Here is a 26044-nt window from a genome sequence, read left to right on the forward strand (position 1 = left end):
TCATGGATCACGACAGCACTTCCGTCCCCTCGAGAGGACTCGCCTCCATGACTCACGACTTCTCCGCCGGCGCCCGTCCCGTGCGCGCCCCGCACGGCCTCGAGCTCTCCTGCCGCGGCTGGCAGCAGGAGGGCGCGATGCGCATGCTCATGAACAACCTCGACCCCGAGGTGGCGGAGCGCCCGGACGACCTCGTGGTCTACGGCGGCACCGGCCGCGCCGCCCGCAGCTGGGCGGCCTTCGACGCCATCGTGGCCACCCTCAAGACCCTCGCCGACGACGAGACCCTGCTGGTCCAGTCCGGCAAGCCCGTCGGCGTCTTCCGCACCAACGAGTGGGCGCCGCGCGTCCTGCTCGCCAACTCGAACCTGGTGGGCGACTGGGCGAACTGGGAGCACTTCCGGCACCTCGAGGCCGAGGGCCTGATGATGTACGGCCAGATGACGGCCGGCTCGTGGATCTACATCGGCAGCCAGGGCATCCTGCAGGGCACCTACGAGACCTTCGGCGCCGTCGCGAAGAAGCGCTTCGGCGGCACCCTCGCGGGCACCATCACCCTCACAGCCGGCGTGGGCGGCATGGGCGGCGCGCAGCCCCTCGCGGTCACCATGAACGACGGTGTCGCGATCTGCGTCGACGTCGACGAGTCGCGGATCGACCGCCGCATCGCCCACGGCTACCTCGACACCAAGGCCGCCACCCTCGACGAGGCGCTGGAGCTGGCGATCGCCAAGCGCGACGCCCGCGAGCCGCTGTCGATCGGCCTGGTGGGCAACGCCGCCGAGGTGTTCCCGGAGCTGCTCGCGCGTAAGGCCCCGATCGACATCGTCACCGACCAGACCTCCGCGCACGACCCGCTGTCCTACCTGCCCGTCGGCATCGCGGTCGAGGACTGGCAGAAGATGGCGGAGAAGGACGCCGCGTACTTCACGGAGGAGTCGCAGAAGTCGATGGCCGCGCACGTCGAGGCGATGGTCGGGTTCAAGGACGCCGGCGCCGAGGTCTTCGACTACGGCAACTCGATCCGCGACGAGGCACGGAAGGGCGGCTACGACCGCGCCTTCGAGTTCCCCGGCTTCGTGCCCGCCTACATCCGGCCGCTGTTCGAGGAGGGCCTCGGCCCCTTCCGCTGGGCCGCGCTCTCCGGCGACCCGGAGGACATCGCCAAGACAGACAAGGCGATCCTCGAGCTCTTCCCCGAGAACGAGCACCTCAAGCGGTGGATCACGATGGCCGGTGAGAAGGTTCACTTCGAGGGCCTGCCCGCCCGCATCTGCTGGCTCGGCTACGGCGAGCGGCACCGCGCCGGCGTCAAGTTCAACGAGATGGTCGCCGCGGGCGAGATCGGCCCCCTGGCCATCGGCCGCGATCACCTCGACTCCGGCTCCGTCGCCTCGCCCTACCGCGAGACCGAGGCCATGGCCGACGGCACCGACGCCGTCGCCGACTGGCCGCTGCTCAATGCGCTGGTCAACACGTCGTCGGGTGCGTCCTGGGTGTCCATCCACCACGGCGGCGGCGTCGGCATGGGCCGCTCGATCCACGCCGGCCAGGTGTGCATCGCCGACGGCACCGATCTCGCCGCGCAGAAGCTGGAGCGCGTGCTCACGAACGACCCGGGCATGGGCGTGATCCGCCACGCCGACGCGGGCTACGAGTACGCGAACGAGGTCGCCCGCGAGCGCGGCGTCCGCATCCCCATGCAGGAGAGCTAATGTCGTCCGGCTGGACCGTCGTCGACGGCATCGGCTCCCTCGTCACCAACGACCCCGAGACGGGGGAGGGGCGGCTCGGGCTGATCCGCGACGCCGCCGTCGTCATCGGCGACGGTGCCGTCCAGTGGGTCGGCCCGTCGGCCCGCGTGCCCGACGGTGCCGCCGGCACGCGGATCGACGTCGAGGGCCGCGCCGTGCTCCCGGGATTCGTGGACAGCCACTCGCACACCGTCTTCGGTGGCGACCGGGCGGAGGAGTTCGCGGCCCGGATGACCGGTGCCGCGTACGGCGCCGGCGGCATCCGCACCACGATCGCCGCGACCCGCGCCGCGTCCGACGAGGCGCTGTCGGCCAACGCCGCGCGGCTCGCGGCCGAGGCGCGGGCGCAGGGCACGACCACGCTGGAGATCAAGACCGGGTACGGCCAGACGGTGCTCGACGAGTCGCGGAGCCTGGACGTCGCGGCGGGCGTCTCCGACGAGGTGACCCTGCTCGCCGCGCACGTCGCGCCGCCCGAATACGCGGGGCGGCAGGATGATTACGTCGCGATGGTCATCGACGAGATGATCCCGGCGTGCGCGCCGCGGGCCAAGTGGATCGACGTCTTCTGCGAGGAGGGCGCCTTCACGGAGGAGCAGTCCCGCGCGGTGCTCACGGCCGGCATGGCCGCGGGACTGGTGCCGCGCGTGCACGGCAACCAGCTTTCGTACGGCGCGGGCGTGCGGCTCGCGGTCGAATTGGGCGCCGCCTCGGTGGATCACGTCACCTACACCACCGACGCCGACGTCGAGGCCCTCGCGGGCGGGAGCACCGTGGCGACGCTGTTGCCGGGCGCGGACTTCAGCACCCGCAACAAGTACCCCGACGCGCGGGCGCTGCTCGACGCGGGCGTCACCGTCGCCCTGGCGGCCGACTGCAACCCGGGCACGAGCTACACCACGAGCATCCCGTTCTGCATCGCGCTCGCGGTGCGGGAGATGCACATGAGCCCGGACGAGGCCGTGTGGGCCGCTACCGCCGGCGGCGCGGCCGCGTTGCGGCGCACCGACGTCGGGGCCGTGCGCGTCGGCATGCGGGCCGACCTGACGGTGCTCGACGCCCCGTCGCACCTGCACCTGGCCTACCGGCCCGGCGTGCCGCTGGTATCCCAGGTGTTCTCGGCCGGAGTCGGGCGATGACGGACCGGGCACCGTCGGCCTGGACGGGACGCGACGACGGTCCCGGCCCGGAGCACTTGCGCTGGCACTCCGCCATGGGTTCCGGTCCGGTCCCGGGCGCGACCTCGCTGATCGGCTTCTCGAGCGACGCCGGCGTGGTGCGCAACCTCGGTCGGCCCGGGGCCGCCGCGGGCCCCGCCGCGCTGCGCGGAGCGCTCGGAACACTGTCTCTCGCGGCGGATCTCGCGGTCACGGACCTCGGCGACGTGATCGTCACCGGCGACCACGATCTCGAGGCGGGGCAGGCGCGGCTCGGCGCCGCGGTGACGTCCGTCCTCGACGACGGCGGCCTCCCCGTCGTCCTCGGCGGCGGCCACGAGGTCGCCTACGGCAGCTATCTGGGCATCGCGGACTCGCGGATCGTCGCCGACGGCGGGCGCCTCGGCGTCCTGAACCTGGACGCGCACTTCGATCTTCGCGTGGCGCCGCGGCCCAGTTCCGGCACGCCGTTCCGGCAGATGGCGATCGCTGAGGAGGCCGCCGGACGGAGGCTCGACTACGTCGTCGTCGGGATCTCGCAGCCGGGCAACACCCGCGCGCTGTTCGACGAGGCCGAGCGCCTCGGCGTGCGCTACCTCCTCGACGACGAGTGCGGCGTGCTGTCGATGCCGGCCGTGGAGCGCTTCGTGCAGGACTTCCTCGGCGGGATCGACGCGCTGTACCTCACGATCGATCTCGACGTGCTGCCCGCGGCCGTCGCCCCCGGCGTCTCCGCGCCGGCGGGCCTGGGAGTGCCGCTCGAGGTGATCTCGCGGGTGTGCGACGTGGTGGCCGCGAGCGGCAAGCTCCGCCTCCTCGACGTCGCCGAGCTCAACCCGTCGCTGGATGTGGACAACCGCACGGCCCGAACCGCCGCCCGCCTCATCCACCGCATCGTCACCCGCCGCTGAGCGAGGGGCTGAACGCGCGGCGCGGCGGACCGTCCGGCCCGGGTCCCTCGCGCCGCGTTCCACTCGTGCACCGGAGGTGGGCCGATAGTCGATCCGCACAGCCATGCGTTCCATGCATGGCTCGAAACCTGCTGTGCACGAACTATTTCGATCGTGGCACTCAGGCCTCCCTTGTCGGGCGGTCTCCGCGAGCCGGGGATCGGCGGTCGCGGATGCATTGCGTACGTCCCGTCCAGTGGGCGAGGCACCGTGCTGCGCCCGCGCGCCGGCCCGTGCAAAACCCGCCGGGCACAGCTTCCCGCTGCGTTTCGTCCCCCGCGCGACNCCGATCCGCGCGCCCNACGTTCGANCCCCCACGGGAAGCCGCGCTTTCGGCAGGGGACCGGTTGACCCCCGAGCGGCGTTCGGTCCCCCACCGGACGCCACGAATGCTCCGCCGGGATGGTTCCGGCGGCGGTGCCCCACCCATGCGCGAGACGCATGGACCCGGCCCCCAAAACCGTTCTCACCTGTGGAAACGGTAGCCATGCGTGAAACGCATGGCTACCGTGGCGACGACACCTTCCGCTGTGCCGAATCCGGAGCGAGGCTCACGCCAGTTCGCCCGCGACCTTCTCCGCGGCGGCCACGAGCGCGCCGGATGTGGCGAGCTCGACGACGGCCTCGATCTCGGGGGCGAGGTAGCGGTCCGTACCGGGACCCTCGACGCGGCTGCGGATGAGGTCGCGGACGGCGCCGGTCGGCGCGGCGGGCTGCAGCGGCGCGCGCATGTCGATGGCGCGGGCCGCGGTCAGCGCCTCGATCGCCAGCACGCGGGTCAGGCCGTCGATCGCGCGGCGCAGCTTGCGCGCCCCGGACCAGCCCATCGACACGTGGTCCTCCTGCATCGCGGAGGAGGGGATCGAGTCGACCGACGACGGCGCCGCGAGACGCTTGAGCTCGGAGACGATCGCCGCCTGCGTGTACTGGGCGATCATGTGGCCGGAGTCGACGCCCGGGTCGTCCGCGAGGAACGGGTTCAGCCCGTGGTTGCGGGCCTTGTCGAGGAACCGGTCCGTGCGCCGCTCGCTCATGGACGCCACGTCGGCGGCGACGATGGCGAGGAAGTCGAGCACGTACGCGACGGGTGCGCCGTGGAAGTTGCCGTTCGACTCCACCCGGCCGTCGAGGGTGATGACGGGGTTGTCCACGGCGGCGGCCAGCTCGTAGCCGGCCACGGTCTCGGCGTGCGCGACGGTGTCGCGGGCGGCGCCGGTCACGATCGGGGCGCAGCGCAGCGAGTAGGCGTCCTGCACCACGGTGGTGTCCTCGCGGTGGCTCGCGACGATCGGCGAGCCGTCGAGCAGGCGCGTCATGTTCGCGGCCGCGACGGCCTGGCCGGGCTGCGGCCGTAGGGCCTGCAGGTCGGCGGCGAAGACCCGGTTGGTGCCCATGAGGCCCTCGACGCTCATCGCCGCGGTGATATCGGCGAGCTTGAGCAGGCCGCGCAGGTCGTGGCAGGCCATGACGAGCATGCCGAGCATGCCGTCGGTGCCGTTGATGAGGGCGAGTCCCTCCTTCTCCTCGAGCACCACGGGCTCGATGCCGGCGGCGGCCAAGGCCTCCGCGGCGGGGACGAGCGCACCGTCGGCCGTACGGACCGTGCCCTCACCGATGACGGCGAGCGCGCAGTGCGCCAGCGGCGCGAGGTCGCCCGAGCAGCCCAGGCTGCCGTACTCGTGCACGACGGGGGTGATGCCGGCGGTGAGCAGCGCTGCGTAGGCCTTCGCGACCTCGGGGCGCACGCCGGTGCGGGCGGTGGCGAGGGTGGAGAGACGCAGCAGCATGAGGCCGCGGATGACCTCGCGCTCGACCTCCGGCCCGGAGCCGGCGGCGTGCGAGCGGATCAGGCTGCGCTGCAGCTGCTTGCGGAGCTCGGTGGGGATGTGCCGGGTGGCGAGCGCACCGAAGCCGGTGGACACCCCGTAGACGGGCTCCGGGCTGTCGGCGAGCGCGCGGATGTGCGCGCGGGTCGCGGCCATCGCGTCCAGCGACTCCTGCGACAGCTCCACGGCGGCGCCCTCGCGGGCGACCCGCAGGACGTCCTCGGGGCTGACGGGGCCGAGGCCGACGGTGACGGTGCTCATCAGATCTTCTCCATTTCGATCTTCGGGGTGCGGGGGAGGAGGCGGAACGCGACGGCCAGGATGACCAGCCAGGCCGCGCCGACGTAGAGGGCCACGCGGGTGTCCGCGTGGAAGGCGAGCAGGACGGTGACGAAGACGAGGAAGGCCATCGTGATCAGCTGGCCGTAGGGCCACAGCGGTACGGGGAACGTCAGGCCCGCTTCCTGGTCGGGCGTCATCGAGCGGCGCGCCTTGTACTGCGCGGCCAGGATCATCAGCCAGACGAAGATGGTGGCGAAGGTGGCGATCGAGGCGATCACCGCGAAGACGTTCTCGGGGATCAGCCAGTTCAGGACGACGCCCACCAGCAGCGCCCCGGCCATGATGACGACGGTGAGGTAGGGCACGCCGTTCCGCGACACCTTGGTCAGGGCCTGTGGTGCCTGCCCGCGCTGCGCCATGCCGTAGAGCATGCGGCCGGCGCCGAAGACGTCGCTATTGATCGCGGAGAGCGCCGCGGTGATGACGACGACGTTGAGGACCGCCGCAGCGGGGCCGACGCCCAGGGCCTCGAAGATCTGCACGAAGGGGCTGCGGTCCTTGGTGATCTCGTTCCACGGGATGATCGCCATGATCACCGCGAGGGTGAGCACGTAGAACAGCAGGATGCGGATCGGCACCGTGTTGACCGCGCGGGGGATGGTCTTCTCCGGATCCTTCGCCTCGCCGGCGGTGATGCCGATGATTTCGCTGCCGCCGAAGGCGAAGATGACGATGGCGAAACAGCCCAGGAAGCCGCCGAGACCGGTGGCGAAGAAGCCGCCGTTCGACCACAGGTTGGACACGCCCTGCGAGGTGTCGTGCAGGCCGAAGCCGAAGATGAGGACGGCGATGCCGCCGGCGATCATCGCGATGATCGCGGCGATCTTGATCAGGGTGAACCAGAACTCGAGCTCGCCGAAGGTCTTGACGCCCACCAGGTTCACGGCGGCGATGAACAAGATGATCGACAGCACCCAGATCCAGCGCGGCACGTCGGGGAACCAGAAGCCCATGTACACGCCGAACGCCGTGACGTCGGCGAGCGCGACGACGATCATCTCGAAGATGTAGGTCCACCCCGTCATGAATCCGGCGAGCGGGCCGAGGTTCGCGGAGGCGAACTCGCCGAACGAGCCGGCGACGGGGTTGCGGACCGACAGCTCGCCGAGGGCGCGCAGCACGATGTAGATCGCGGCGCCGCCGATGACGTACGCGACGAGGACCGCGGGGCCGGCGGATTGGATGGCCGACGCGGAGCCGTAGAACAGGCCCGTGCCGATCGCGGAGCCCAGGGCGATGAAGCGGATGTGGCGCGCGGACAGGCCGCGGACCAGGGGGGAGCCGAGGTCGCTCAAGGGGACTCCTTAGCGGACGTGCGGAAATGTGTGGCGGGTCACACTGCAGTATGTATAGCGCTGTCTATACAAATGCGCAAGACCTGGCCCGGTCGAATCCGGCACGGCGGGACTTAGCGGACCAGCACCGTCGCCACGATCCCCGCGAGGTAGCCCAGCCGGGCCACCTCGGACGGGCGGAAGTCGGGCCCCCCGGGTCGGCCGACGAGCACGACCTTGCCGATCGCGCCCAGCGGTGCCGCGGCCAGTTTGGTGTCGAGCTGCTGCCAGGCGTCCGGCACCCAGTCGGCCTCGGCGTCGAGGGCGACGGGGCCGCTGAGCGGAAGGAAGTCGAGGTGTTCGGGCGGCGTCTCCGGCAGACCCGACGAGCCGAAGACGGGCCACGACGTCTCCGGGGTGTTGCCGAGAACGGCGCACCAGCCCACGCGCAGCACCCGCGGCACCTGGTCGGTCAGCATCTGCAACTGATCGTGGCCGGCACCGGCCACGTGGTCGATGAGCTCCAGCTCGCGGTGCGTGTCCAGCACGTCGGCGTACGGGCGGATGGAATCGACGGTGATGCCGTCCAGGGCCTCGGCCGCCGTGATCAGGGTGTCCGGCAGCGACTGCGGGCCGAGGTCCACGACGATGTCGTCGACGGCGAAGCCTTCGCCGCGCTCCACGACGTCGAGCGAGAGGATGTCGGCGCCCACCGAGCCGAGGGCCACGGCCAGGGAACCCAGGCTGCCGGGACGGTCGGTGAGGCGGACGCGTAGGAGGTAGGACACGCCTCCGATTGTGGCACCCGGCCCCGTGTGGCGCTGACTCCGCCCGGGCGCGGCCCGTCGCCTGTGACGGACCGGCGGGGACGTCGCGAACATCACACCGCCTCGGTTGGTGTCGCGGACCGTCGGCCCCGACACTGGTACGCATGCCCCATACCGAGACCCGGTCGGAGGCAGGAGCGGCCCACAAGGCCTCGCTGACCTCCGTTGCCCGACGCATCGCCCCCGGCCGCGAACACGAATTCCTGGCCTGGACCGACGCGGGGATCGCGCTGGCCCGTACCTACCGCGGCTTCCTGGGCGGCGGGTGGGTCCGGTCGGCGGACGACCCCGAGCTCTACTTCGTGATCTACCGCTTCGCCTCCGACGAGGAACTCGACGACTGGCAGCGCTCCCGGGTGCGTAAGCACTGGCTGGAGCGGTGCGAGGGTCTCGCCGTCGAGACCGCCACGCACCGCCTGTCCGGGATCGAGGGCTGGTTCTCCCCGCAGTCCGACGGTGCCGGGCCTGTCGCGGCCCCGGTGGCGAAGGTTCCGCCGCGGTGGAAGCAGGCCGTCGCCATCTGGCTCGGCTTCTTCCCGCTGTCGCTGCTCATCAACTTCCTGGTGCTGCCGCACCTGACCTTCCTGCCCGCGCACGGCTGGGGCCTCGCCGGCCGCACCCTGATCGCGACGCTGATCAACACCCCGCTCATGGTCTTCCTCGTGCTGCCGTGGGTGACCGCGCGGATCAAGCCGTGGCTGGAGCGCCGCTCGCTCACCTGATCTCGAGCTGAGCAAGAACGGTCAAGCGGCGACGGGTTCCGGCGGTCGATACTGGTTCTCATGTCCGAACCCGCCGATCCGCTGCGTCGACTCCTCGAGGCGGTCCTCGCCGACCCGCACGACAGCCTCGACGCCATGGCCGCGGGAGCGCACAGCTCTCTGCATCACTTCGCCCGGCAGGTCCGCGCCGGCGCGGGCGAATCGCCTGTCGCGCTCCGTCGCCGGGTGCTGCTCGAGCGCGCCGCGTGGCAGTTGCAGCGCGGGTCGACGGTGACCGACGCCGCCTTCGCCGCGGGGTACGACTCCGTCGAGGGGTTCATCCGGGCCTTCGCCCGCGCCTACGGTCACTCGCCGTCGCAGCTCCCGGCTTCCGTCGGGCACTGGCTGCCGTCGCCGAACGGCCTGCACTTCCACTCGCCGACGGTGCTGTACGTCGAGGACGGGCACGAGGAGTCGACGGGGGACGTGCTGGCGCTGCAGGTGCAGCACGACGCGGCCGACATCGGTGCGCTCCTGAAGGTGGTCGCGGGGCTGCCGGCCGAGGAGTACCGGAAGGTCCGGCTCCCCGGATCGACCCCGCGACACTGGGATGGCCCCGACGAGTCTCTCGCCCAGGTGATGTGGCACCTCGTGCACAGCACCGAGCCGTGGTTGGCAACCGTCGCGGGCGATTCCGAGCCCCAGCGCGATCCCGACGCCGACCCCGACGTCCTTCGCGGGCACCACGAACAGATCTCGCCGCGGTGGCTGGGGATGATCCGCGACATCGAACGGCGCGGCGCGTGGGGCGATCGCGTGATCGACGCGCTGTGCGACCCGCCTGAGTCCTTCCTGCTCTCGCAGATCGTCGCGCACGAGCTGACCTTCTCCGCGCATCGACGGCTGCTGGCGCGCTGGATGCTCGTCGACGCCGGCGTCGCCCTCGACGCCCCCGAACTGGATCCCGACCCCATCATCTGGCACCGACGCATCACCGGAGGAGCATCATGACCGCCTACTCGTACTACACCGCGTCCACTCTGGACGGCTTCCTCGCCGATGAGAACGACAGCCTGGACTGGCTTCTCAGCCAGCCGATCGACGACGGCGGGCCGATGAACATCGAGGAGTACATGAACGGCGTCGGCGCGATCGTGATGGGCTACACCACCTACCAGTGGGTGGTCGATCGGGTCGAGGCCGGCGACGAACCCTGGTACTACGGCGATTACGCGGTGTTCGTGTTCACCCACCGGGACCTGGAGCCCATCCATCCGGGTGTGCGCTTCGTGGCGGGCACGCCGTCCGAGCTCCGCGCGACGATCGAGGCGGCGGCGGGGGAGAAGGGCGTGTGGGTGGTCGGCGGCGGCGACCTGGCGGCGCAGTTCGCCGAGGCGGGCATGCTCGACGAGGTGATGATCAGCTACGCGCCCGCTACGGTCGGGTCCGGGCGGCCACTCTTCCCGCGCGCCTTCGACTTCGAGCTCGTCGAGTGGGCGCGCAACAAGGCCTTTCTCTGCGGCCGTTACCGCGTGGTCGGGGCACGGTCCGCCGAGTCGTAGTCGGCGCGGGCCCGGTGCACCGCGGGCATGTTGCTCTCGGCCCACCGCTTGAGGTGCTGGACGACGACGAAGAGCGACTCGCCCAGCTCGGTGATCGTGTACGTGACCGTGACGGGGACCGTGGCCTCGACGTCGCGGGAGATGAGGCCGTCGCGCTCCAGGGTGCGCAGGGTCTGGGTGAGCATCTTCTGGCTCACGCCCGCCACCTCGCGCGACAGCTCCGAGTACCGCTGCGGGCGTTCGTGGAGCGCGCACAGCAGGAGGGTGACCCACTTCGACGACAGCTGGTCCAGCAGTTGCCGGCTGGGGCACTGCGCGAGGAAGGCGTCGTACTCCAGTCGCTCGATCTCGCGTCGCTGGGCGGCCGTCGTGGTCGGCATGGTGATCCTCCGCGTTCGTTACGCACTCTCGGGTATGTACTTCCCATTGGAGAGTAGCGCTGCGATGGTGATGAAGCAACGCCCCGAACCGCGGGGCGATCGACGGAAGGAACCCATCATGCAGGCAGTCACTGTCGTCCCGGGCGGCGCTCCCACGCTCGTCGAGCTCCCCGTTCCCACGCCGCGGCCGGGCGAGGTGCTCGTCCGGATCGGGGCGGCGGCGGTCAACCCGGTCGACGGCTTCACCGCCGTCGGTGGCCCGCGCGACGCCGGCTGGATCGGCCCCGACGCCGTGCTCGGCCTCGGCTGGGACCTCGCGGGCGAGGTCGTCGCCGTGGCGGACGGCGTCGCACTCGCGCCCGGCACCCGCGTCGCCGCCCTCGTCGCCGACCCGACGGTCGCCACCTTCGCGGAGTACGTCGCGCTGCCGGCGGCCGACGTGGCGGTGATCCCGGAAGGGATCGGCACCGTCGACGCGGCGGCGCTGCCGCTGGCGGCGCTGACCGCGGCCCAGGCCCTCGACCTCGCCGGCGAGCCCGGGGGAGAACTGCTGATCACCGGCGCCGCGGGCGCGGTGGGCGGAGTCGCGGTCGTCCTCGCCGCGCGCGCCGGGTGGACGGTCACCGGCCTCGCGCGACCCGCCGATGCCGAGGGCACACGCGCCCTCGGTGCTGTGGCGATCACCGACCTCACCGGCGAGTACGACGCGGCACTGGACACCGCGGCGCTCGGAGTGCCGGTCGCTGCGGCGGTCCGCGACGGCGGCGCGTACGTCGGCGTGCTCCCCGGGGCCGAGCCCCGGACCGACCGGATCCGTTCCGTCGCCGTATCGGTGCGCGCCGACGGGGCCCGCCTGGCGTCCCTCTTCGACCTCGTCGCGCGAGGAGTCCTGGTGCCCCGCGTGCGCACGACCGTGCCGCTGGCGCGCTTCGACGAGGCGCTGACCGCGGCGGCGACGCGCGGTGCCCGGGGCAAGGTGGTCATCACGGTGCCATGACCGCCGTGTGCGGGCGCCCGGGTGCGCCGCATAGGATCGAGGGCATGTCTGCCATCTCCCGGGACGAGGTCGCCCATCTGGCGCGCCTGTCGCGCCTCGCCGTCACCGACGAAGAGCTCGACGTCTTCGCCACGCAGCTCGATTCGATCCTCGAGCACGTCAAGGTGGTGACCGAGGTCGGCGACGCCGACGTCGCGCCGCTCACCCTGCCGGTCGGCAACATCAACGTGAACCGCGCCGACGCACCGTCGGGCAGCCTGACGCCGGAGGAGGCGCTCTCGGGCGCCCCGAACCGCGAGGGCGACCGCTTCGCCGTGCCGCGCATCCTGGGGGAGGAGTGACCGTGACCGATCTGCGAGCATCGAACGAGATCACCGGCGCCACCGCAGCCGACCTGGCCGCGAAGATCCACTCCGGCGACCTGAGTTCCGTCGAGGTCACCCAGGCGCACCTGGACCGGATCGCCGAGGTCGACGGTGACCTCGGTGCCTTCCTCCACGTCTCCGGCGAGGAGGCCCTTGCGGCCGCGCGCGCCGTCGACGAGGCCCGGGCCCGCGGCGAGCAGCCCGCGTCCGCGCTGGCCGGCGTGCCGCTGGCGCTCAAGGACGTCTTCACCACGACCGATGCGCCGACCACGTGCGGTTCCAAGATCCTCGAGGGTTGGACCGCGCCGTACGACGCCACCGTCACCGCGAAGCTGCGCGCCGCCGGCATCCCGATCCTCGGCAAGACCAACATGGACGAGTTCGCCATGGGCTCGTCGACGGAGAACTCGGCCTACGGCGTGACCCGCAACCCATGGGCCGCCGACCGCACCCCGGGCGGCTCCGGCGGCGGCAGCGCCGCGGCGCTCGCCTCCCACGAGGCACCGCTCGCGATCGGCACGGACACGGGCGGCTCCATCCGCCAGCCCGCCTCGCTGACTGCCACCGTCGGCGTGCGCCCGACCTACGGCGCCGTCAGTCGCTACGGCCTCGTGGCCTGCGCGTCGTCGCTGGACCAGGGCGGGCCGTGCGCGCGCACCGTCCTCGACACCGCACTCCTGCACGAGGTGATCGCCGGGCACGACCCGCGCGACTCGACCTCGCTCGACGCCCCGGTGCCCGATGTCGTGGCCGCCGCCCGCGCCGGCGCCTCCGGCGACCTCAAGGGCGTCCGGGTGGGCCTGGTGAAGGAGTTCGGCGCCGACGGCACCGAGGCCGGCGTCCAGGCGTCCTTCGAGAAGGCCGTGCAGCAGCTGCGGGACCTGGGTGCGGAGACCGTCGAGGTCTCGCTGCCGACGCTGCAGTACTCGCTGGCCGCCTACTACCTGATCCTCCCGTCGGAGGTCTCCTCGAACCTCGCTCGGTTCGACGCGATGCGCTACGGCCTCCGGTCGGGCGACGACGGCACGCACTCCGCCGAGGAGGTCATGGCGCTCACTCGCGAGGCCGGATTCGGCCCGGAGGTCAAGCGGCGCATCATGATCGGCACCTACGCGCTGAGCTCCGGCTACTACGACGCCTACTACGGCAGCGCGCAGAAGGTCCGCACCCTGCTCGCCGCGGACTTCGCCAAGGCGTACGAGCAGGTCGACGTCATCGTCTCGCCGACCACCCCCACCACGGCGTTCAAGCTGGGGGAGAAGGTCGGCGATCCGCTCGCGATGTACCTGTTCGACCTGTTCACGCTGCCGACGAACCTGGCCGGCCACTGCGGGATGTCGGTGCCGTCGGGACTGTCCAGCGACGACGGCCTGCCCGTCGGCCTGCAGATCCTGGCGCCCGCGCAGGCGGACGACCGGCTGTACAAGGTCGGCGCCGCGTACGAGGCCGCCCGCGGCCCCGTCGCCTGACGGTGCTCCGACCCGCCCGGCCGACTACGCGGCCGGGTGGAGGTGGGTGGTGACGCCCAGCATGTTCCACGTGTTGATGGTGCCGACGGCGACGAGCAGGTCGGTGCGGCGCTCCTCGCCGAGGAGGCGGCCGGCCTCGTCCCACAGGGCGTCGTCGACCGCGTCGATGCCGCCGGTGAGCCGCTCGACGAAGGCCAGTGCGACGCGCTGCGTCTCGTCGAAGAAGGGGCTCTCCTCCCACGCGGCGACGCCGTAGATGGTGCGGGTGGGCGTGCCCAGCCGCTCGAGGTCGCTCGCGTGCATGTCGACGCAGTAGGCGCAGCCGTTGATCTGCGAGGCGCGCAGCTTGACGATGTCGTACAGGACCTTGCCGAGCGACTTCGCCAGCCGTCCGTCCAGCGCGACCAGCGCCTTGTAGGTCTCGGGCGACGACGTGGCTCCGGGGGTGCGGCTCATGGTGGATTCCTTCCAATAAACGGATATTGAATGTCCAGGTTTTGGGCCTGGGGTCTCTGGGCGGTTGCGAAGGGGGCTTCAGGCGCCGCCGAAGTGGCGCCGGGCGGCGTCGGCGACCCGCCGCGGCGTCGCGGCCGACAGGTCGGCGATGGAGGTGGCTGCCAGCTCGCGCCGCCACGCCAGCTCCGCGCCGCGCATGGCGTGGGCGATGCCGCACGGCTGCGCGAACTCGTTGCGCGGCTTGCCCTCGTTCATGCCGCGTTGTCGGATCTCGGTGCAGGCGAAGGCCGCTGTTCCTCCCTCGATGGCCGCGACGACGTCCATCAGGGTGATCTCGGACGCGGGGCGGGCCAGCCGGATCCCGCCCCGACGGCCGGGGAGGGATTCGGTGATCCCGTTGCGCGCCAGGGCCTGCAGTTGCTTGCCGAGGTAGGCGGCGGGCAGGTCGTAGGACTCGGCGAGTCGCGAGGCGGAGACGGGGGTGATGCCACCCTCGTCGAGCCAGTGCAGCAGCACGCACGCGTGTGCCGCCCACTCGACGCCCTCGCTCATCCGCATGCCTGCCCCCCTTAACCTGGACACAAGATATCCGGTTAAGTCGCGGCGGGCAAGCCCTCCCGCGCGACGAGGTCCGCGACCAGCTCCGAGCCCTGCCGCTCGTCGTAGCGGTGTCCCAGCCCGGGCGGCGGGGCGGTGGCGCCCAGCAGGTCGACGGTGGCCTGGACGAATGAGAGGACCGGCAGCCACGGCGGCCGCGGTGTGGCGCGACCGGACCCGGACGCCGCCCGCGCCGGCGGCGCGACGAGGAGGCGCGACGACCAGATCCCGACCGGATCGGAGGCGTTGAGCTGCGCGGGGCCGGTCACCGCGACGCCGGCCGGGGTGCCGACCTGCAGCGTCGCGGCGATCGGAACGTGGAGCTCCGCCGCCCGCCGCTGCGCGGCGAGGACGCCCACCGTGCCCAGGCTCTGCCCGTACACGCGGACCGGGGTCGACGGTGCCCGCCGGTGCAGCTCGTCGATCAGGGCCGCCGTGCTCGCCGCGGCGGCGTCGCGATGCAGGACGAACGACTGCCAGCTCGGCATCTCCGTGTACTGCACCGCCAGGATCGCGCTGTCCCCGTGCAGCGCCTCCTCGACGCCGCGCACGAAATGCGGGTCCACCCAGCCGGACCCGGTCGGCACCGCGATCACCACGGCCCGGCGAGCAAGGCCGCCCGCGGCGATGAGCCGGTCCACCGCCACCGCGGCCCGGGCGGCGGGGGAGGCGCCGTCGGCGAGCGAGGCGTACGCCCGTACCCCCTGCGACGACGACTCGATCCCCACGAAACGCTCGGCGTACGACGCGGTCTCCGCGGACGTCGCGGTCGCGGGCCAGGCGATCCCGGCGACGACCGCGACCGCCGCAAGGGCTCCCGCGGCGGCCCGCGCCCGGACGGGCCACAGCGTCGCGACCGCCAACGGCGCGGCCGCCACCGCGACCGCGAGCACGGAGAAGGCCATCGGCCCCACGGGATCCGCGCCGGCGGCAGCCCTGAGGTGGTTCTGCCACAGCACCCATCCGACCAGCGCCGCCGCCCCGAGGTACAGCGCGACGCGGCCGCCACCGTCGGACACCGCACGCCGGCGGACGACCGCCCACCCGACCAACGCCCCGATCGCGCCGAACACCAGGCACACCACGATCTGCACGACGACGGTGCGCGGCAACTGGTTCGGGAACAGTGCGCACGCCACCCCGATCGCGTAGCCCGTGAGCGCCCCGCCTCGGATCCGCGGCGGCGCGATCACAGCCGGTCCCCGGCCGTGAGCCAGCTGGTGACGACCTCGCGCACGGATTCGGCGCGCGGCGGACCGTCGTGCTGGCGCCAGGTGTTGGCGCGCACCGCCATCACCGTCAGCCCGGCGACCTCGGTGCAGTGGCGGCGCTGGGCGACGGGGCGCGCGGCGCAGGCGGCGGCGAGCCGATCGGCGAAGGTGTCGTCGATGCGGTGCCGTGCCCAGCCGCCCAGCGGGCGCCCGGCGGCGTCGGCGTGCCGCAGCAGGTCGTAGCCCAGGTCGTGCCCCTTGCACGGCGCGTCGAAGTCGGCCGGCAGGCGGACCACCGACGAGCAGTCGCCGTGCGGGTTCACCGCGTATCCCGGCCCTGCGGCCGCCGCGTACCCCAGCGTGCGGGGCACGGTGCGTACTTGGTCGGCGGGACTCTGCGCGGGATCGGTGATCGCGCGGACGGCGACGGCGGTCGCGGAATCCTCGCGCTCGGCGGTGTCGCCCGCGGCGGTGGGGAGCGAGATCCCGAACGAGAGGGGGACGGCGAGGACGGCTGCGGCGGCGAGCATGCGGCGGTTCATGAGAGCGACGCTAGGAATCCGGGACCGGTGCCCGGATCGGCTGCGCGAGGGGTTCGATATCACCCGGAAGTATGAGGACGTCGAGCGCGCGGTGCCCCTAGCGTTGCTCTCCATGAGGACGACCACGAAGAGGATCGAGCGGCTCGGACGCGCCACGGTGCGCGCCGGCCGGTACCTGGATCAGCAGAGCGCGCTGCACATCAAGGCCCCCGACGGCGCGCTGCACGCCACGCCGCTCGGGATCTTCCTGTCCCGGAAGATCAACTGGCTGTTCCTGCTGCTGGCGCTCATCATGTGGGCGGTCGCGTGGCCCACACTGAACGAACAGTTCGCCGTGCCGGCGGCGCTGCTGCCGATCTTCAGCGGCCTGTCCGTGCTGCCCATCGCCATCGCCTGGGCGCACCCGCGCGCCGCGTGGGGGATCGTCGCCGCGACGGCCGCGATCTTCCCGCTGCTGTGGTTCGACGCGAAACAGGACTGGCAGTGGAACTGGCAGGTCTCGCTGATCATGGCGATGCTGATCACCAGCTGGATCGCCTTCCTCAAGTGCTCGCCGCTCGACGCCATCGCCATCGCCGCGGCCTCGTCGATGTTGTTCTGGCTCAACGCCCAGGACGGCACGGGCGGTGGCTGGGTGGCGGGGATCCTGGTCTCGCTCGTGATCATCCTGCTGCTGCGGCTGGCGCTGCAGTCCCGCAACCGCCTCGAGGAGCAGACCGAGGTCAGCGAGCTCGAGCGCGGCCGCCGCGCCATCCTCGAGGAGCGCACCCGTATCGCCCGCGACCTGCACGACATCGTCGCGCACCGGATGTCGCTCGTGGTGGTGCAGGCCCAGACCGCGCAGTACCGCGTGCCCGACGTCTCCGAGCGCGCCCGCGCCGAGTTCGACGGGATCGCCGTCTCCGCCCGCGAGGCACTCAACGAGGTGCGTGCTCTGCTCGGCGTGCTGCGGCTCGACGACGCCTCGGCCGAGCTCGCCCCGGCGCCCGGCCTCGGGGGCGTCGACGAGCTCATCGACGGTGCCCGCGCGGCGGGGGTCGTGGTCGACTACCTGCCGCTGCCGGACCCGTCGGCGATCGGGGAGAGCACCGCGCTCGTCGCGTACCGGATCGTGCAGGAGTCCATCGCGAACGCCACCCGGCACGCGCAGGGCGCCGCGATCACCGTCGCGCTCACCCTCGATGCCGGGACGCTGAACCTGAGCATCGAGAACGGCCCTCGCACCTCCGACGCCGATCTCGGGGGACCGGGCTTGGGGCAGGGCATCCCCGGAATGGCCGAGCGGGCGCGCACCGTCGGCGGCTCGCTGTCCGCGACGCCGACGGCGGGCGGGGGCTTCGCGGTCCGCGCGTCGCTCCCGGCCCGCCCCGACGGTGCCACGGCCTAGGCTGGGTCCGTGCCCATCACCGTGTTCATCGCCGACGATCAGGCCATGGTCCGGCAGGGCTTCGGTGCCCTGCTGGGCGCGCAGCCGGACATTTCCGTGATCGGGGACGCCCCCGACGGGAAGGCCGCCGTGGCGGAGGTCGCGCGGCTGCTGCCCGACGTGGTGCTCATGGACGTCCGGATGCCCGAGATGAACGGGCTGCAGGCCGCCGCCGAGATCCTGCGCCGCCACGACGGCGTCCGGGTGCTCATGCTCACCACGTTCGACATCGATGACTACGTCTACGAGGCGCTGCGCGTCGGGGCGTCGGGCTTCATGCTCAAGGACGCGCCGGCGGAGGAACTGGTCCGCGCCGTCCGGGTGGTGCACGAGGGGCAGTCGCTGCTGGCCCCGTCGGTCACGCGACGGATGATCGCCGAGGTCACCGCGGCCCGGGCGCACCGCCGCACCGCGCCGCCCGAGCTCGCGACGCTCACGCCCCGCGAGCGCGAGGTGCTCGAGGCGGTCGCCGCCGGGCGCTCCAACGCCGAGATCGCGGCGGCCCTGTTCGTCTCCGACCAGACCGTGAAGACGCACGTCAGTAAGGTCCTGCAGAAGCTCGGCCTGCGCGACCGCGCGCAGGCCGTGGTCTACGCCTACGAGACGGGCGTCGTCACGCCCGGGTGAACTCCTCGTGAGATGTCATGACAGGTTGGGCGCGACGCGGCAAGATCGATGCCATGAGCCTGCGCATCGGAGTGTTGACCGGTGGTGGTGACTGCCCGGGCCTGAACGCGGTGATCCGCGCGGTGGTCCGCACCAGCGACTCCCGCTACGGCTCCGCCGTCGTCGGGTTCCAGGACGGCTGGCGCGGCCTCCTGGAGGACCGTCGGATCCAGCTGTCCAACGACGACCGCAACGACCGCCTCCTCACCAAGGGCGGCACCATGCTGGGCACCGCCCGCACCCACCCCGACGTCCTCAAAGCCGGCCTGGACCGCATCAAGGCCACCCTCGACGACAACGGCATCGACGTCCTCATCCCCATCGGCGGCGAGGGCACCCTCACGGCCGCCTCCTGGCTCGCCGACGAAGGCGTCCCCGTCGTCGGGGTGCCGAAGACCATCGACAACGACATCGACTGCACCGACGTGACCTTCGGCTTCGACACCGCGCTGACCATCGCGACGGACGCGATCGACCGCCTGCACTCGACCGCAGAGTCGCATCAGCGGGTGATGCTGGTGGAGGTGATGGGCCGGCACGCGGGCTGGATCGCCCTGAACTCCGGGTTGGCGTCCGGCGCGCACATGGTGCTCATCCCGGAGGTGCCGTTCGACGTCGAGGAGGTGTGCGCCATGATCAAACGCCGCTTCCAGCGCGGGCACTCGAGCTTCATCGTCGTCGTCGCCGAGGGCGCCAAACCCGCCGAAGGCACCATGGAACTGCGCCTCGGCGGTACCGACGAGTTCGGTCACGAGCGCTTCACCGGCGTCGCCCACCAGTTGGGTGTCGAGATCGAGAAACGGATCAACAAGGAGGTCCGCACCACCGTCCTCGGGCACGTCCAGCGCGGCGGCACGCCGACGCCCGCCGACCGGGTGCTCGCCACCCGGTTCGGCGTCAACGCCGCCGATGCCGCCCACGCGGGGGACTTCGGGCAGATGGTCTCGTTGCGCGGGTCTCAGATCGGCTTAGTTCCGCTCGCCGAGGCGGTCAAGCAGCTCAAGCGCGTCCCGCGGGAGCGCTACGACGACGCCGCGACCTTCTTCGGCTGAACCGGCGAGCCGATCCGCGGATTGGCGCCCCTGAAGCGAGCCTTAAGAAGCGTCATCCATGATTCCTGGCATGAATCCGAATCCTCCCTCGAACCCGGGCGGCTACCCGGGCCAGGATCCGTCGAATCCGAACGAGCAGACCCAGCTGCGCCCCACCTGGCAGCCCGAGACCCCGATCGGCGGCGCGCCGTCGTACCCGCAGCAGGGCGGCGCACCGTCGTACCCCCAGTACCCGGTGGCGCAGGGCTTCCCCGCCCCCGGCCAGCAGGGTGGTGTTCCCCCGTTCCCACCCGCGCCCGGAGCGCCCGGAGCGCCCGGCGGGCCCGGTGCGCCGAAGAAGCCGCGCCCGGCCTGGTTGATCCCCGCGCTCATCGGCGGCGGCGCCATCGTCCTGGTGATCGTGTTGATCGCCGGGATCGCCATCGCCAAGAGCGTCGGCGGCGGTGGTGACACCGGCTCGCCCGGCGGCACCGTCAAGGCCTACTTCGCCGCCCTGCAGGCGGGCGACGCCAAGAGGGCGCTGAGCTACGGCAAGGAGGCGCCGGCCTCCACCGAGCTGCTCACCGACGACGTGCTGCGCAAGCAGCGCGAACTGGCGCCCATCAAGGACGTGAAGATCGTCAGCGAGACCGACGGCTTCATGGGCTCGGTGCACCTGACGGTGACCATCGGTGCGGTGTCCTACGACGAGAACCTCAACCTCGAGAAGGTCGGCGACGAGTGGAAGCTGCAGACCGCGGCGGTCCAACTCAAGCCCTACTCGTCGTACGACTCGGACAAGAAGAACGTCACCATTCTCGGCAAGCCGCTGCCCGCCTCGGGCGTCGTGTACGTCTTCCCCGGTGCGCTGGACCTCGGCTCCGCCAACAAGAACCTGGTGCCGCAGCAGGAGAAGATCAGCGTCGGCGACAACAAGGGGCAGGCCCCGGTCGACGGCCTGTCGCGCTACAGCGTGGGCAGTACGTTCAGCATCGCCTTCGGCCTGAGCGATGCCGCCAAGACCTCCGCGCGCGAGCAGATCGCGGCGAAGTACTCCGCATGCGCCGCCTCGAAGGACCGGTACCCGTCCGGCTGCCCGCAGTCCGACTTCTCCGGCGAGAACGGCACGTACACCTGGACCGCGCCGAACGTCCAGGACATCGACCTCGGCGACACCGTCCGCGACGGGCAGGTGTCCTTCCGCGACAGCCGCCCGTGGACGTTCACCGCGACCGGGCGCGACGGCGCGCCGATCACGGGATCCGACGCGGGCTACGTCTCGGGCACGATCACGGTGACCGCCGACGCGGTGGCCGTCTCGGTCCGCTGACCGGCGCCCATTAGGCTGGGGGCATGAGTGCCGAGCTTGCCGATATCGACCTTCCCGAGTACGCGGACGTCGTCGCCCGCTACGAGCCCGTCATGGGCATGGAGGTCCACGTCGAGCTCGGCACGGCCACCAAGATGTTCTGCGGCTGCCGCACCGAGTTCGGCGCGGAGCCGAACACCCAGGTGTGCCCCACGTGCCTCGGCATGCCGGGCGCGCTGCCCGTCGCCAACCGCGAGGCGGTGCGCTCGGCCATCCGCATCGGCCTGGCTCTGAACTGCTCCATCCGGCCGAGCTCGGTGTTCGCGCGGAAGAACTACTTCTACCCGGACCAGCCGAAGAACTACCAGATCAGCCAGTACGAGGACCCGATCGCCTACGACGGCTACCTCGACGTCCCGCTGGAGGACGGCACCACGTGGCGCGTGGAGATCGAGCGCGCGCACATGGAGGAGGACACCGGCAAGTCCACGCACGTGGGCTCCGCGACGGGCCGCATCCACGGCGCCTCGCACTCGCTGCTCGACTTCAACCGCGCGGGCGTGCCGCTGGTCGAGATCGTCTCCCGTCCCATCGAGGGCGCGGGGGAGCGCGCACCCGAGATCGCGCGGGCCTACGTCACCGCGCTGCGCGACCTGCTCGCCTCCCTCGACGTCTCCGACGTCCGCATGGACCAGGGCTCCATGCGCTGCGATTCGAACGTCTCGCTCAAGCCGATCGGCGCCACGGAGTTCGGCACCCGCACCGAGACCAAGAACGTCAACTCGCTGCGGTCGGTCGAAGTCGCCGTGCGCTACGAGATGCGGCGCCAGGCCGCGGTGCTCGACGCGGGCGGCACCGTCGTCCTCGAGACCCGGCACTTCCAGGAGGGCGACGGGACGACCACAGCCGGCCGGCCCAAGGAGACCGCCGACGACTACCGGTACTTCCCGGACCCGGACCTCGGCCCCGTCGCGCCGCCCGCGGAGCTCGTCGAGGAGCTGCGGGCGACGATCCCCGAGCTGCCGTGGCTGCGTCGCGCCCGGATCCAGTCCGACTGGGGCCTGTCCGACGAGGTCATGCGCGACCTGGTCAACCTCGGCGCCATCGACAAGATCATCGCGACCGTCGACGCCGGCGCCACCCCCGACGCAGCGCGGTCGTGGTGGGGCAGCTTCCTGCCCCAGCAGGCCAACACCCGCGACGTCGAGCTGGAGGCGCTGGCGATCTCGCCCGCCCAGGTGGCGCGCGTGATCGCCCTCGTCGACGAGGGCAAGCTCACCAGCAAGCTGGCGCAGCAGGTCATCGTCGGCGTGCTCGACGGCGAGGGCGAGCCAGACGAGGTCGTCGCCTCCCGCGGGCTCGAGGTGGTCCGCGACGACGGCGCGCTGCAGAAGGCCGTCGATGAGGCACTCGCCGCCAACCCCGACATCGTCGACAAGATCAAGGCCGGCAAGGTCCAGGCCGCGGGCAAGATCGTCGGCGACGTCATGAAGGCCACGCGCGGCCAGGCCGACGCCGCCCGCGTCCGAGAGCTAGTCCTCGCCGCCTGCGAGTGACGTCGGATCGGTTCGGCGTACCGGCTCGACGTCGCTGATCACGACGTCGCGATCGACCGCGCGCTTCGCCCTGTACATCGCCTCGTCCGCCTCGGCGAGCAGCACGTCGACCGCGGTGCGGTCGTGGACCGCCACCGTCGCGGCCGCAATCCCGATGCTCGCGGTCACGACGGTGCCCCCGGTGACGGGGATCGCGTCGATCGCGCGGCGGACGTGCTCGGCCGTCGCGAGCTGATCGGAGGCGGTCCCGCCCACCACGGCGACGGCGAACTCGTCGCCGCCGATCCGGGCGACGACCGCACCGTCGGACACCGTGCGAAGGACGCCGGCGACGCGCACGAGGACGGCGTCGCCGGAATCGTGACCGAGCTCGTCGTTGACCGCCTTGAAGTCGTCCACGTCGATCAACATGACCGTGACGGGGACCGGGCCGCGCCCCACCCCGTGGTCGACGACGCGCCGCAGGCTCGCGCGGTCGAAGCCCCGCCGGTTGAGTGCACCCGTCAGCGGGTCGGTGTCCGAATCTGCGGCATCCTGCGACAGGAAGGCGATGCCGATCTGCACACACGCCGGAACTCCGATGGTCACGACCGCGAGCATCACGGCCTTGATCACAGCCATCACCCAGCCGTACTCGGTGACTATCGGCGGCACGAACAGCGCGATCGCCGCGCCGGACACGACGGAATGGGCGACGAAGTGCCCGGGCGAGAGCATGAACGCCGTGAACACGGCGACGAGGACGATGGCACTGAGCCCGGCCGCTCCCGCCATGATCTCGGCATCGGTCCAGGACACCGCCGCGATCGAGACCGTCGACGTGAGCACGAAGACGAGCGCGGCGCGCTCGCTCGGTACCGCGCCGAGCTGCCACCGGACCGCCCAGAACAGCCCCAGGGCGGCGCCGGCGACCAGGACCGCGGAGGGGGTCACGCGGCCGACCGCGAACTCCCGCACCTGATCGTTGAGCACAAGTGCTGCGGAGATGGACCCGAGCAGCGCCGCGCACGCGCTGACGACCACGCGGAAGCCCCTCAGCAGGCTGCGGCTGGTGAAGTAGTCGATCCGCTCGTCGTAGTCGGGGCCGCCGCGCCACCACGTCTCCCGGACGTGCGAGACCCACCAGGCCAGATTCCGTGCGGCGACAGCTGTGCTCCCTCCGCGAGGCGATGTCTTCACCCAGTGCTCCTACCGACCGACCGATACCGAAGGGGTGATCGCGGAACCGGGGTTTTCGTTACCGGACGTTCGCGGTGCTCAGGGAACTCAGTCGTCGGTGGCGGTCGACTCGCCGTTCGGCATCGGGATGAGCACGACCCGGTCGTCGGTCGGGGCCTGCGGCTGCGGCTTGTTGGTCGTCACGCCCTGCGGCGCGTCCTTCGGGCCGATCGCGAGGCGCCCGAACACGCCGTACTTCGCGCGGTCCAGGACCTGGATCGGTTCGCCGTCGGCGGTGGTCGATCCCTCGGGGAGCTTGAGCATTTCGACCTTGCCGGTGCGCGACTCGCTGACGAAGACGCCGCCGGGAACCACGGCGCAGCCGGCGAGGCCCGGACGATCGGGCCAGCTCCACACCACGGACGCCGGCGCATTCGGGGTGAGGACTCGGACGCGGTCCTGGGTGAGTCCCTGGTCGGCGATGAACAGCGGTCCGCCGGGGGCGCCGCACAGCGACTGTCGGACGCCGCCGTCGGTGGCCAGGACCTTGGGGCGGACCGGCGAGACGGTGCCGGGGGAGGGCAGCAGAAGTACCTTCCCGGCGAGCGAGCCCGGGTCGCGCGCGGCGTTCGCATCGCCCGCGTTGCCGGTGGCGACGATGAGGTCGCGGCCGGAGAACAGCAGCGAGCCGGCGTTGCCCGTGGGGCCCTTGGGGATGCCGGCGAGGATCACCTTCGGGTCGTCGCCCGGCGTCACCCGGACCACGCGGTTGTCGGTGGGGGTGCTCACGTACGCGTAGAACAGCCGGTCCTGGTCGTACGACGGGGACAGAGCGATCGCCGTGAGACCACCGTCGCCGGAGGCGTCCACGCCGAGTCGCACGACCTCGCGGTTCGGCAGGTCCGTGGTGGTGTACATGATCGAGCCGCCGCGCTCCGCGACGTACGCGTGCTCGAAGTCGCCGGTGGTGATCAGGTCGGTGGGTTCGGTGAGGCACGTGGCGAGCACGTTGGCGTCCTGGTCGATGCAGGGGCCCGGGGCCTTGGGTGCCGCGCTCGGCCGGGCGGGGCCGGTGGGCTTGGTCGTGGTGACCTGGCCCGTGGGCGGACCGGTGAACGGCGCGGCCTCGCTCCCGGAGAAGTCGGCGCACCCCGCCAGCAGGGTCGCGGCCGTCGCGACCACGACGGCGCGCCGCGCGCCGGAACGCGCGCGCCGGGTCCCCACACTCATGCCGCCACCCTACCGATCGGGCTACGGACGCGGTTCGCTCCCGGCCCGCGGCGCGTTCGCACTCTAGGGTGGTTTCCGTGAGTGACAAGGACGGAACCGAGAACGCGACCAGCGAGGGTGCGGGCGAATCCCCATTCGACTTCCGGCCGACGGGCGAGCTGCCCCGGTTCGGGGAGCGGCACCCCACCGGAGGGTTCATCCTGGACCCCCACGACGATTCGGACACGGGCATCGGGCCGGTGCTGCCGCGCTACCGCGACGAGCCGGCGGGAACCGCGCCCGCCTCCGAGCCCGCGGAGGCCCCGGCCCCCGCGGCGAGTGCGCCCGCTGCGGCGGCGTCGGAACCGCCGGGCAGCGACCAGCCCACCACCTCCGTGCCGGACACCAGCGACCTCGCGGCCGCGATCGCCGCCGCGAACGCGGCCACCGCGGCGATCTCCACGTCCGGGACCTCTCCGGACGCGGCGACGGAGCGCGCCGACCTCTCGAGCGACGAGCGCGACGAGTTCGGCAAGCGCTACAACCGCCGACGGGGCCGCGAGCGCGCCGCGCAGGCCCGCGCGGAGGCCGAGGGCATCCCGCTCGAGGCCGCGGCCACCGAGGAGATCGCACCGCCGCCCGGCCGCCGGTTCGGCAAGCCGGTCACCGACGTCCCCGCGGAGCTGGAGGAGGCGCGCAAGGCCGCGCGCCGCGGCACCACCGACCTCGGACTGCTCGTGCTGCGCGTCGCCGTCGGCGCGATCCTGGTCGCGCACGGCATCCAGAAGCTGTTCGGGATCTGGGGCGGTCCCGGCATCGACGGGTTCGCTGCCTACCTGCAGAACGGCAACGACCCGTCGCTCGGCTTCGAGCGCTTCACCAAGATCATCGCCATCGCGACCGGCGTCGTCGAGCTGGGCGGCGGCGCGATGCTGATCCTCGGCCTGCTCACCCCGATCGCCGCCGCGGGCGCGGTGGGCGTCATGCTCTCCGCCACCCTGTTCAAGCTGACCACCGCGGGCAACGGCTTCGTCTTCTTCGCCCAGGACAAGGGTGTCGAGTTCGAGCTCCTGCTCCTGTTCGCGTCGGTGGCGATCATCCTCACCGGTCCGGGCAAGCTCTCGCTGGACTTCAACCGGGGCTGGGCGCGGCGCCCGCACATCGGCTCCGTCGTGTGGCTGATCATCGCGGTCGCCGCCGCGATCACGGTGTGGATCCTGCTCAACGGCGCGAACCCGCTGGTCAAGCAGTAGCTGCAGACACGACGAACGCCCGGCCT

General features: G+C 72.0%; 25 protein-coding genes. 15 read left to right on the plus strand and 10 right to left on the minus strand.

Going from position 1 to position 26044, the window contains the following annotated elements:
• Positions 1–47 precede the first annotated feature (47 nt).
• The 3 genes from hutU to hutG are packed head-to-tail and all read left to right on the plus strand — an operon-like array spanning position 48 to position 3822.
• The gene (hutU, locus tag ACM9LD_RS02165; protein WP_415675154.1) at positions 48–1715 is read left to right on the plus strand and encodes a urocanate hydratase; all 1668 of its coding nucleotides are present in this window, start codon (positions 48–50) and stop codon (positions 1713–1715) included.
• Positions 1715–2893 (plus strand): imidazolonepropionase, encoded by a 1179-nt coding sequence (hutI, locus tag ACM9LD_RS02170; protein ID WP_415675155.1) that lies wholly within the window; start codon positions 1715–1717, stop codon positions 2891–2893. Before hutU ends, hutI begins: the two co-directional genes overlap by 1 nt.
• Positions 2890–3822 carry a formimidoylglutamase gene (hutG, locus tag ACM9LD_RS02175; protein ID WP_415675156.1) on the plus strand — a complete coding sequence of 311 codons (933 nt, stop codon included), beginning with the start codon at positions 2890–2892 and terminating at the stop codon, positions 3820–3822. Before hutI ends, hutG begins: the two co-directional genes overlap by 4 nt.
• A 590-nt stretch (positions 3823–4412) precedes the next feature.
• Here hutG and hutH read toward each other — a convergent pair.
• The 3 genes from hutH to ACM9LD_RS02190 form a co-directional block, all read right to left on the minus strand.
• Positions 4413–5948 carry a histidine ammonia-lyase gene (hutH, locus tag ACM9LD_RS02180; RefSeq protein WP_415675157.1) on the minus strand — a complete coding sequence of 512 codons (1536 nt, stop codon included), beginning with the start codon at positions 5946–5948 and terminating at the stop codon, positions 4413–4415.
• Positions 5948–7324 (minus strand): amino acid permease, encoded by a 1377-nt coding sequence (locus tag ACM9LD_RS02185; RefSeq protein WP_415675158.1) that lies wholly within the window; start codon positions 7322–7324, stop codon positions 5948–5950. The genes hutH and ACM9LD_RS02185 overlap by 1 nt, the downstream gene beginning before the upstream one ends.
• A 113-nt stretch (positions 7325–7437) precedes the next feature.
• Entirely contained in the window at positions 7438–8091 is a 654-nt protein-coding gene (locus ACM9LD_RS02190; protein WP_415675159.1) for an ACT domain-containing protein, read from the minus strand.
• A gap of 143 nt (positions 8092–8234) precedes the next feature.
• Between ACM9LD_RS02190 and ACM9LD_RS02195 the strand changes: the two genes are divergently transcribed.
• Genes ACM9LD_RS02195 through ACM9LD_RS02205 form a run of 3 tightly spaced genes read left to right on the plus strand, consistent with a single transcriptional unit; the run spans position 8235 to position 10393 of the window.
• Complete coding sequence (locus ACM9LD_RS02195; protein ID WP_415675160.1) at positions 8235–8852, plus strand: antibiotic biosynthesis monooxygenase; 618 nt, start codon at positions 8235–8237, stop codon at positions 8850–8852.
• Positions 8853–8912: 60 nt separating this feature from the next.
• Positions 8913–9842, plus strand: a complete 930-nt coding sequence (locus ACM9LD_RS02200; protein WP_415675161.1) for a helix-turn-helix domain-containing protein — start codon at positions 8913–8915, stop codon at positions 9840–9842.
• Complete coding sequence (locus ACM9LD_RS02205; RefSeq protein ID WP_415675162.1) at positions 9839–10393, plus strand: dihydrofolate reductase family protein; 555 nt, start codon at positions 9839–9841, stop codon at positions 10391–10393. Before ACM9LD_RS02200 ends, ACM9LD_RS02205 begins: the two co-directional genes overlap by 4 nt.
• Here the strand turns inward: ACM9LD_RS02205 and ACM9LD_RS02210 are convergent.
• Positions 10357–10773 (minus strand): winged helix-turn-helix transcriptional regulator, encoded by a 417-nt coding sequence (locus tag ACM9LD_RS02210; protein ID WP_415675163.1) that lies wholly within the window; start codon positions 10771–10773, stop codon positions 10357–10359. The genes ACM9LD_RS02205 and ACM9LD_RS02210 overlap by 37 nt on opposite strands.
• A 118-nt stretch (positions 10774–10891) precedes the next feature.
• Between ACM9LD_RS02210 and ACM9LD_RS02215 the strand changes: the two genes are divergently transcribed.
• Genes ACM9LD_RS02215 through gatA form a run of 3 tightly spaced genes read left to right on the plus strand, consistent with a single transcriptional unit; the run spans position 10892 to position 13604 of the window.
• Positions 10892–11770, plus strand: coding sequence for a zinc-binding dehydrogenase (locus tag ACM9LD_RS02215; RefSeq protein WP_415675164.1), 879 nt, complete (start codon positions 10892–10894; stop codon positions 11768–11770).
• Positions 11771–11814: 44 nt separating this feature from the next.
• Positions 11815–12111 (plus strand): Asp-tRNA(Asn)/Glu-tRNA(Gln) amidotransferase subunit GatC, encoded by a 297-nt coding sequence (gene gatC / locus ACM9LD_RS02220; RefSeq protein WP_259142618.1) that lies wholly within the window; start codon positions 11815–11817, stop codon positions 12109–12111.
• Positions 12108–13604 carry an Asp-tRNA(Asn)/Glu-tRNA(Gln) amidotransferase subunit GatA gene (gene gatA / locus ACM9LD_RS02225; protein ID WP_415675165.1) on the plus strand — a complete coding sequence of 499 codons (1497 nt, stop codon included), beginning with the start codon at positions 12108–12110 and terminating at the stop codon, positions 13602–13604. The genes gatC and gatA overlap by 4 nt, the downstream gene beginning before the upstream one ends.
• Before the next feature lie 24 nt (positions 13605–13628).
• On the opposite strand, the gene ACM9LD_RS02230 is transcribed toward gatA, so the two are convergent.
• The 4 genes from ACM9LD_RS02230 to ACM9LD_RS02245 all read right to left on the minus strand — a co-directional run bounded on the left by ACM9LD_RS02230 (position 13629) and on the right by ACM9LD_RS02245 (position 16410).
• Positions 13629–14060 carry a carboxymuconolactone decarboxylase family protein gene (locus ACM9LD_RS02230; RefSeq protein WP_259142622.1) on the minus strand — a complete coding sequence of 144 codons (432 nt, stop codon included), beginning with the start codon at positions 14058–14060 and terminating at the stop codon, positions 13629–13631.
• Positions 14061–14138: 78 nt separating this feature from the next.
• On the minus strand, positions 14139–14618 hold the full coding sequence (locus ACM9LD_RS02235; protein ID WP_415675166.1) for an RrF2 family transcriptional regulator: 480 nt from the start codon (positions 14616–14618) through the stop codon (positions 14139–14141).
• Positions 14619–14653: 35 nt separating this feature from the next.
• Positions 14654–15850 (minus strand): alpha/beta-hydrolase family protein, encoded by a 1197-nt coding sequence (locus tag ACM9LD_RS02240; protein WP_415675167.1) that lies wholly within the window; start codon positions 15848–15850, stop codon positions 14654–14656.
• Positions 15847–16410: a hypothetical protein gene (locus ACM9LD_RS02245; protein WP_415675168.1), complete on the minus strand. Its 564-nt coding sequence runs from the start codon at positions 16408–16410 to the stop codon at positions 15847–15849. Before ACM9LD_RS02245 ends, ACM9LD_RS02240 begins: the two co-directional genes overlap by 4 nt.
• A gap of 112 nt (positions 16411–16522) precedes the next feature.
• Between ACM9LD_RS02245 and ACM9LD_RS02250 the strand changes: the two genes are divergently transcribed.
• The 5 genes from ACM9LD_RS02250 to gatB all read left to right on the plus strand — a co-directional run bounded on the left by ACM9LD_RS02250 (position 16523) and on the right by gatB (position 22398).
• Complete coding sequence (locus tag ACM9LD_RS02250; RefSeq protein WP_415675169.1) at positions 16523–17797, plus strand: sensor histidine kinase; 1275 nt, start codon at positions 16523–16525, stop codon at positions 17795–17797.
• 9 nt (positions 17798–17806) lie between these two features.
• A complete protein-coding gene (locus tag ACM9LD_RS02255; RefSeq protein ID WP_224652092.1) occupies positions 17807–18463 on the plus strand; it encodes a response regulator in 657 nt (218 codons plus the stop codon).
• Between the two features lie 59 nt (positions 18464–18522).
• On the plus strand, positions 18523–19554 hold the full coding sequence (locus tag ACM9LD_RS02260) for an ATP-dependent 6-phosphofructokinase (RefSeq protein ID WP_415675235.1): 1032 nt from the start codon (positions 18523–18525) through the stop codon (positions 19552–19554).
• Between the two features lie 70 nt (positions 19555–19624).
• Positions 19625–20863 carry a hypothetical protein gene (locus ACM9LD_RS02265; protein WP_415675170.1) on the plus strand — a complete coding sequence of 413 codons (1239 nt, stop codon included), beginning with the start codon at positions 19625–19627 and terminating at the stop codon, positions 20861–20863.
• Between the two features lie 23 nt (positions 20864–20886).
• On the plus strand, positions 20887–22398 hold the full coding sequence (gene gatB / locus ACM9LD_RS02270; RefSeq protein ID WP_415675171.1) for an Asp-tRNA(Asn)/Glu-tRNA(Gln) amidotransferase subunit GatB: 1512 nt from the start codon (positions 20887–20889) through the stop codon (positions 22396–22398).
• Here the strand turns inward: gatB and ACM9LD_RS02275 are convergent.
• Together ACM9LD_RS02275 and ACM9LD_RS02280 are read right to left on the minus strand one after the other, a co-directional pair.
• Positions 22375–23577, minus strand: a complete 1203-nt coding sequence (locus tag ACM9LD_RS02275; protein WP_415675172.1) for a GGDEF domain-containing protein — start codon at positions 23575–23577, stop codon at positions 22375–22377. The two genes, gatB and ACM9LD_RS02275, sit on opposite strands and share 24 nt — an antisense overlap.
• Before the next feature lie 87 nt (positions 23578–23664).
• Entirely contained in the window at positions 23665–24786 is a 1122-nt protein-coding gene (locus ACM9LD_RS02280) for a PQQ-dependent sugar dehydrogenase (RefSeq protein WP_415675173.1), read from the minus strand.
• A 77-nt stretch (positions 24787–24863) separates the two neighbouring features.
• Between ACM9LD_RS02280 and ACM9LD_RS02285 the strand changes: the two genes are divergently transcribed.
• Complete coding sequence (locus ACM9LD_RS02285) at positions 24864–26018, plus strand: DoxX family protein (RefSeq protein WP_415675174.1); 1155 nt, start codon at positions 24864–24866, stop codon at positions 26016–26018.
• Positions 26019–26044: the final 26 nt, after the last annotated feature.

Origin of the sequence: Tsukamurella hominis, assembly GCF_965137015.1 — a bacterium.
Classification (GTDB): domain Bacteria; phylum Actinomycetota; class Actinomycetes; order Mycobacteriales; family Mycobacteriaceae; genus Tsukamurella; species Tsukamurella hominis.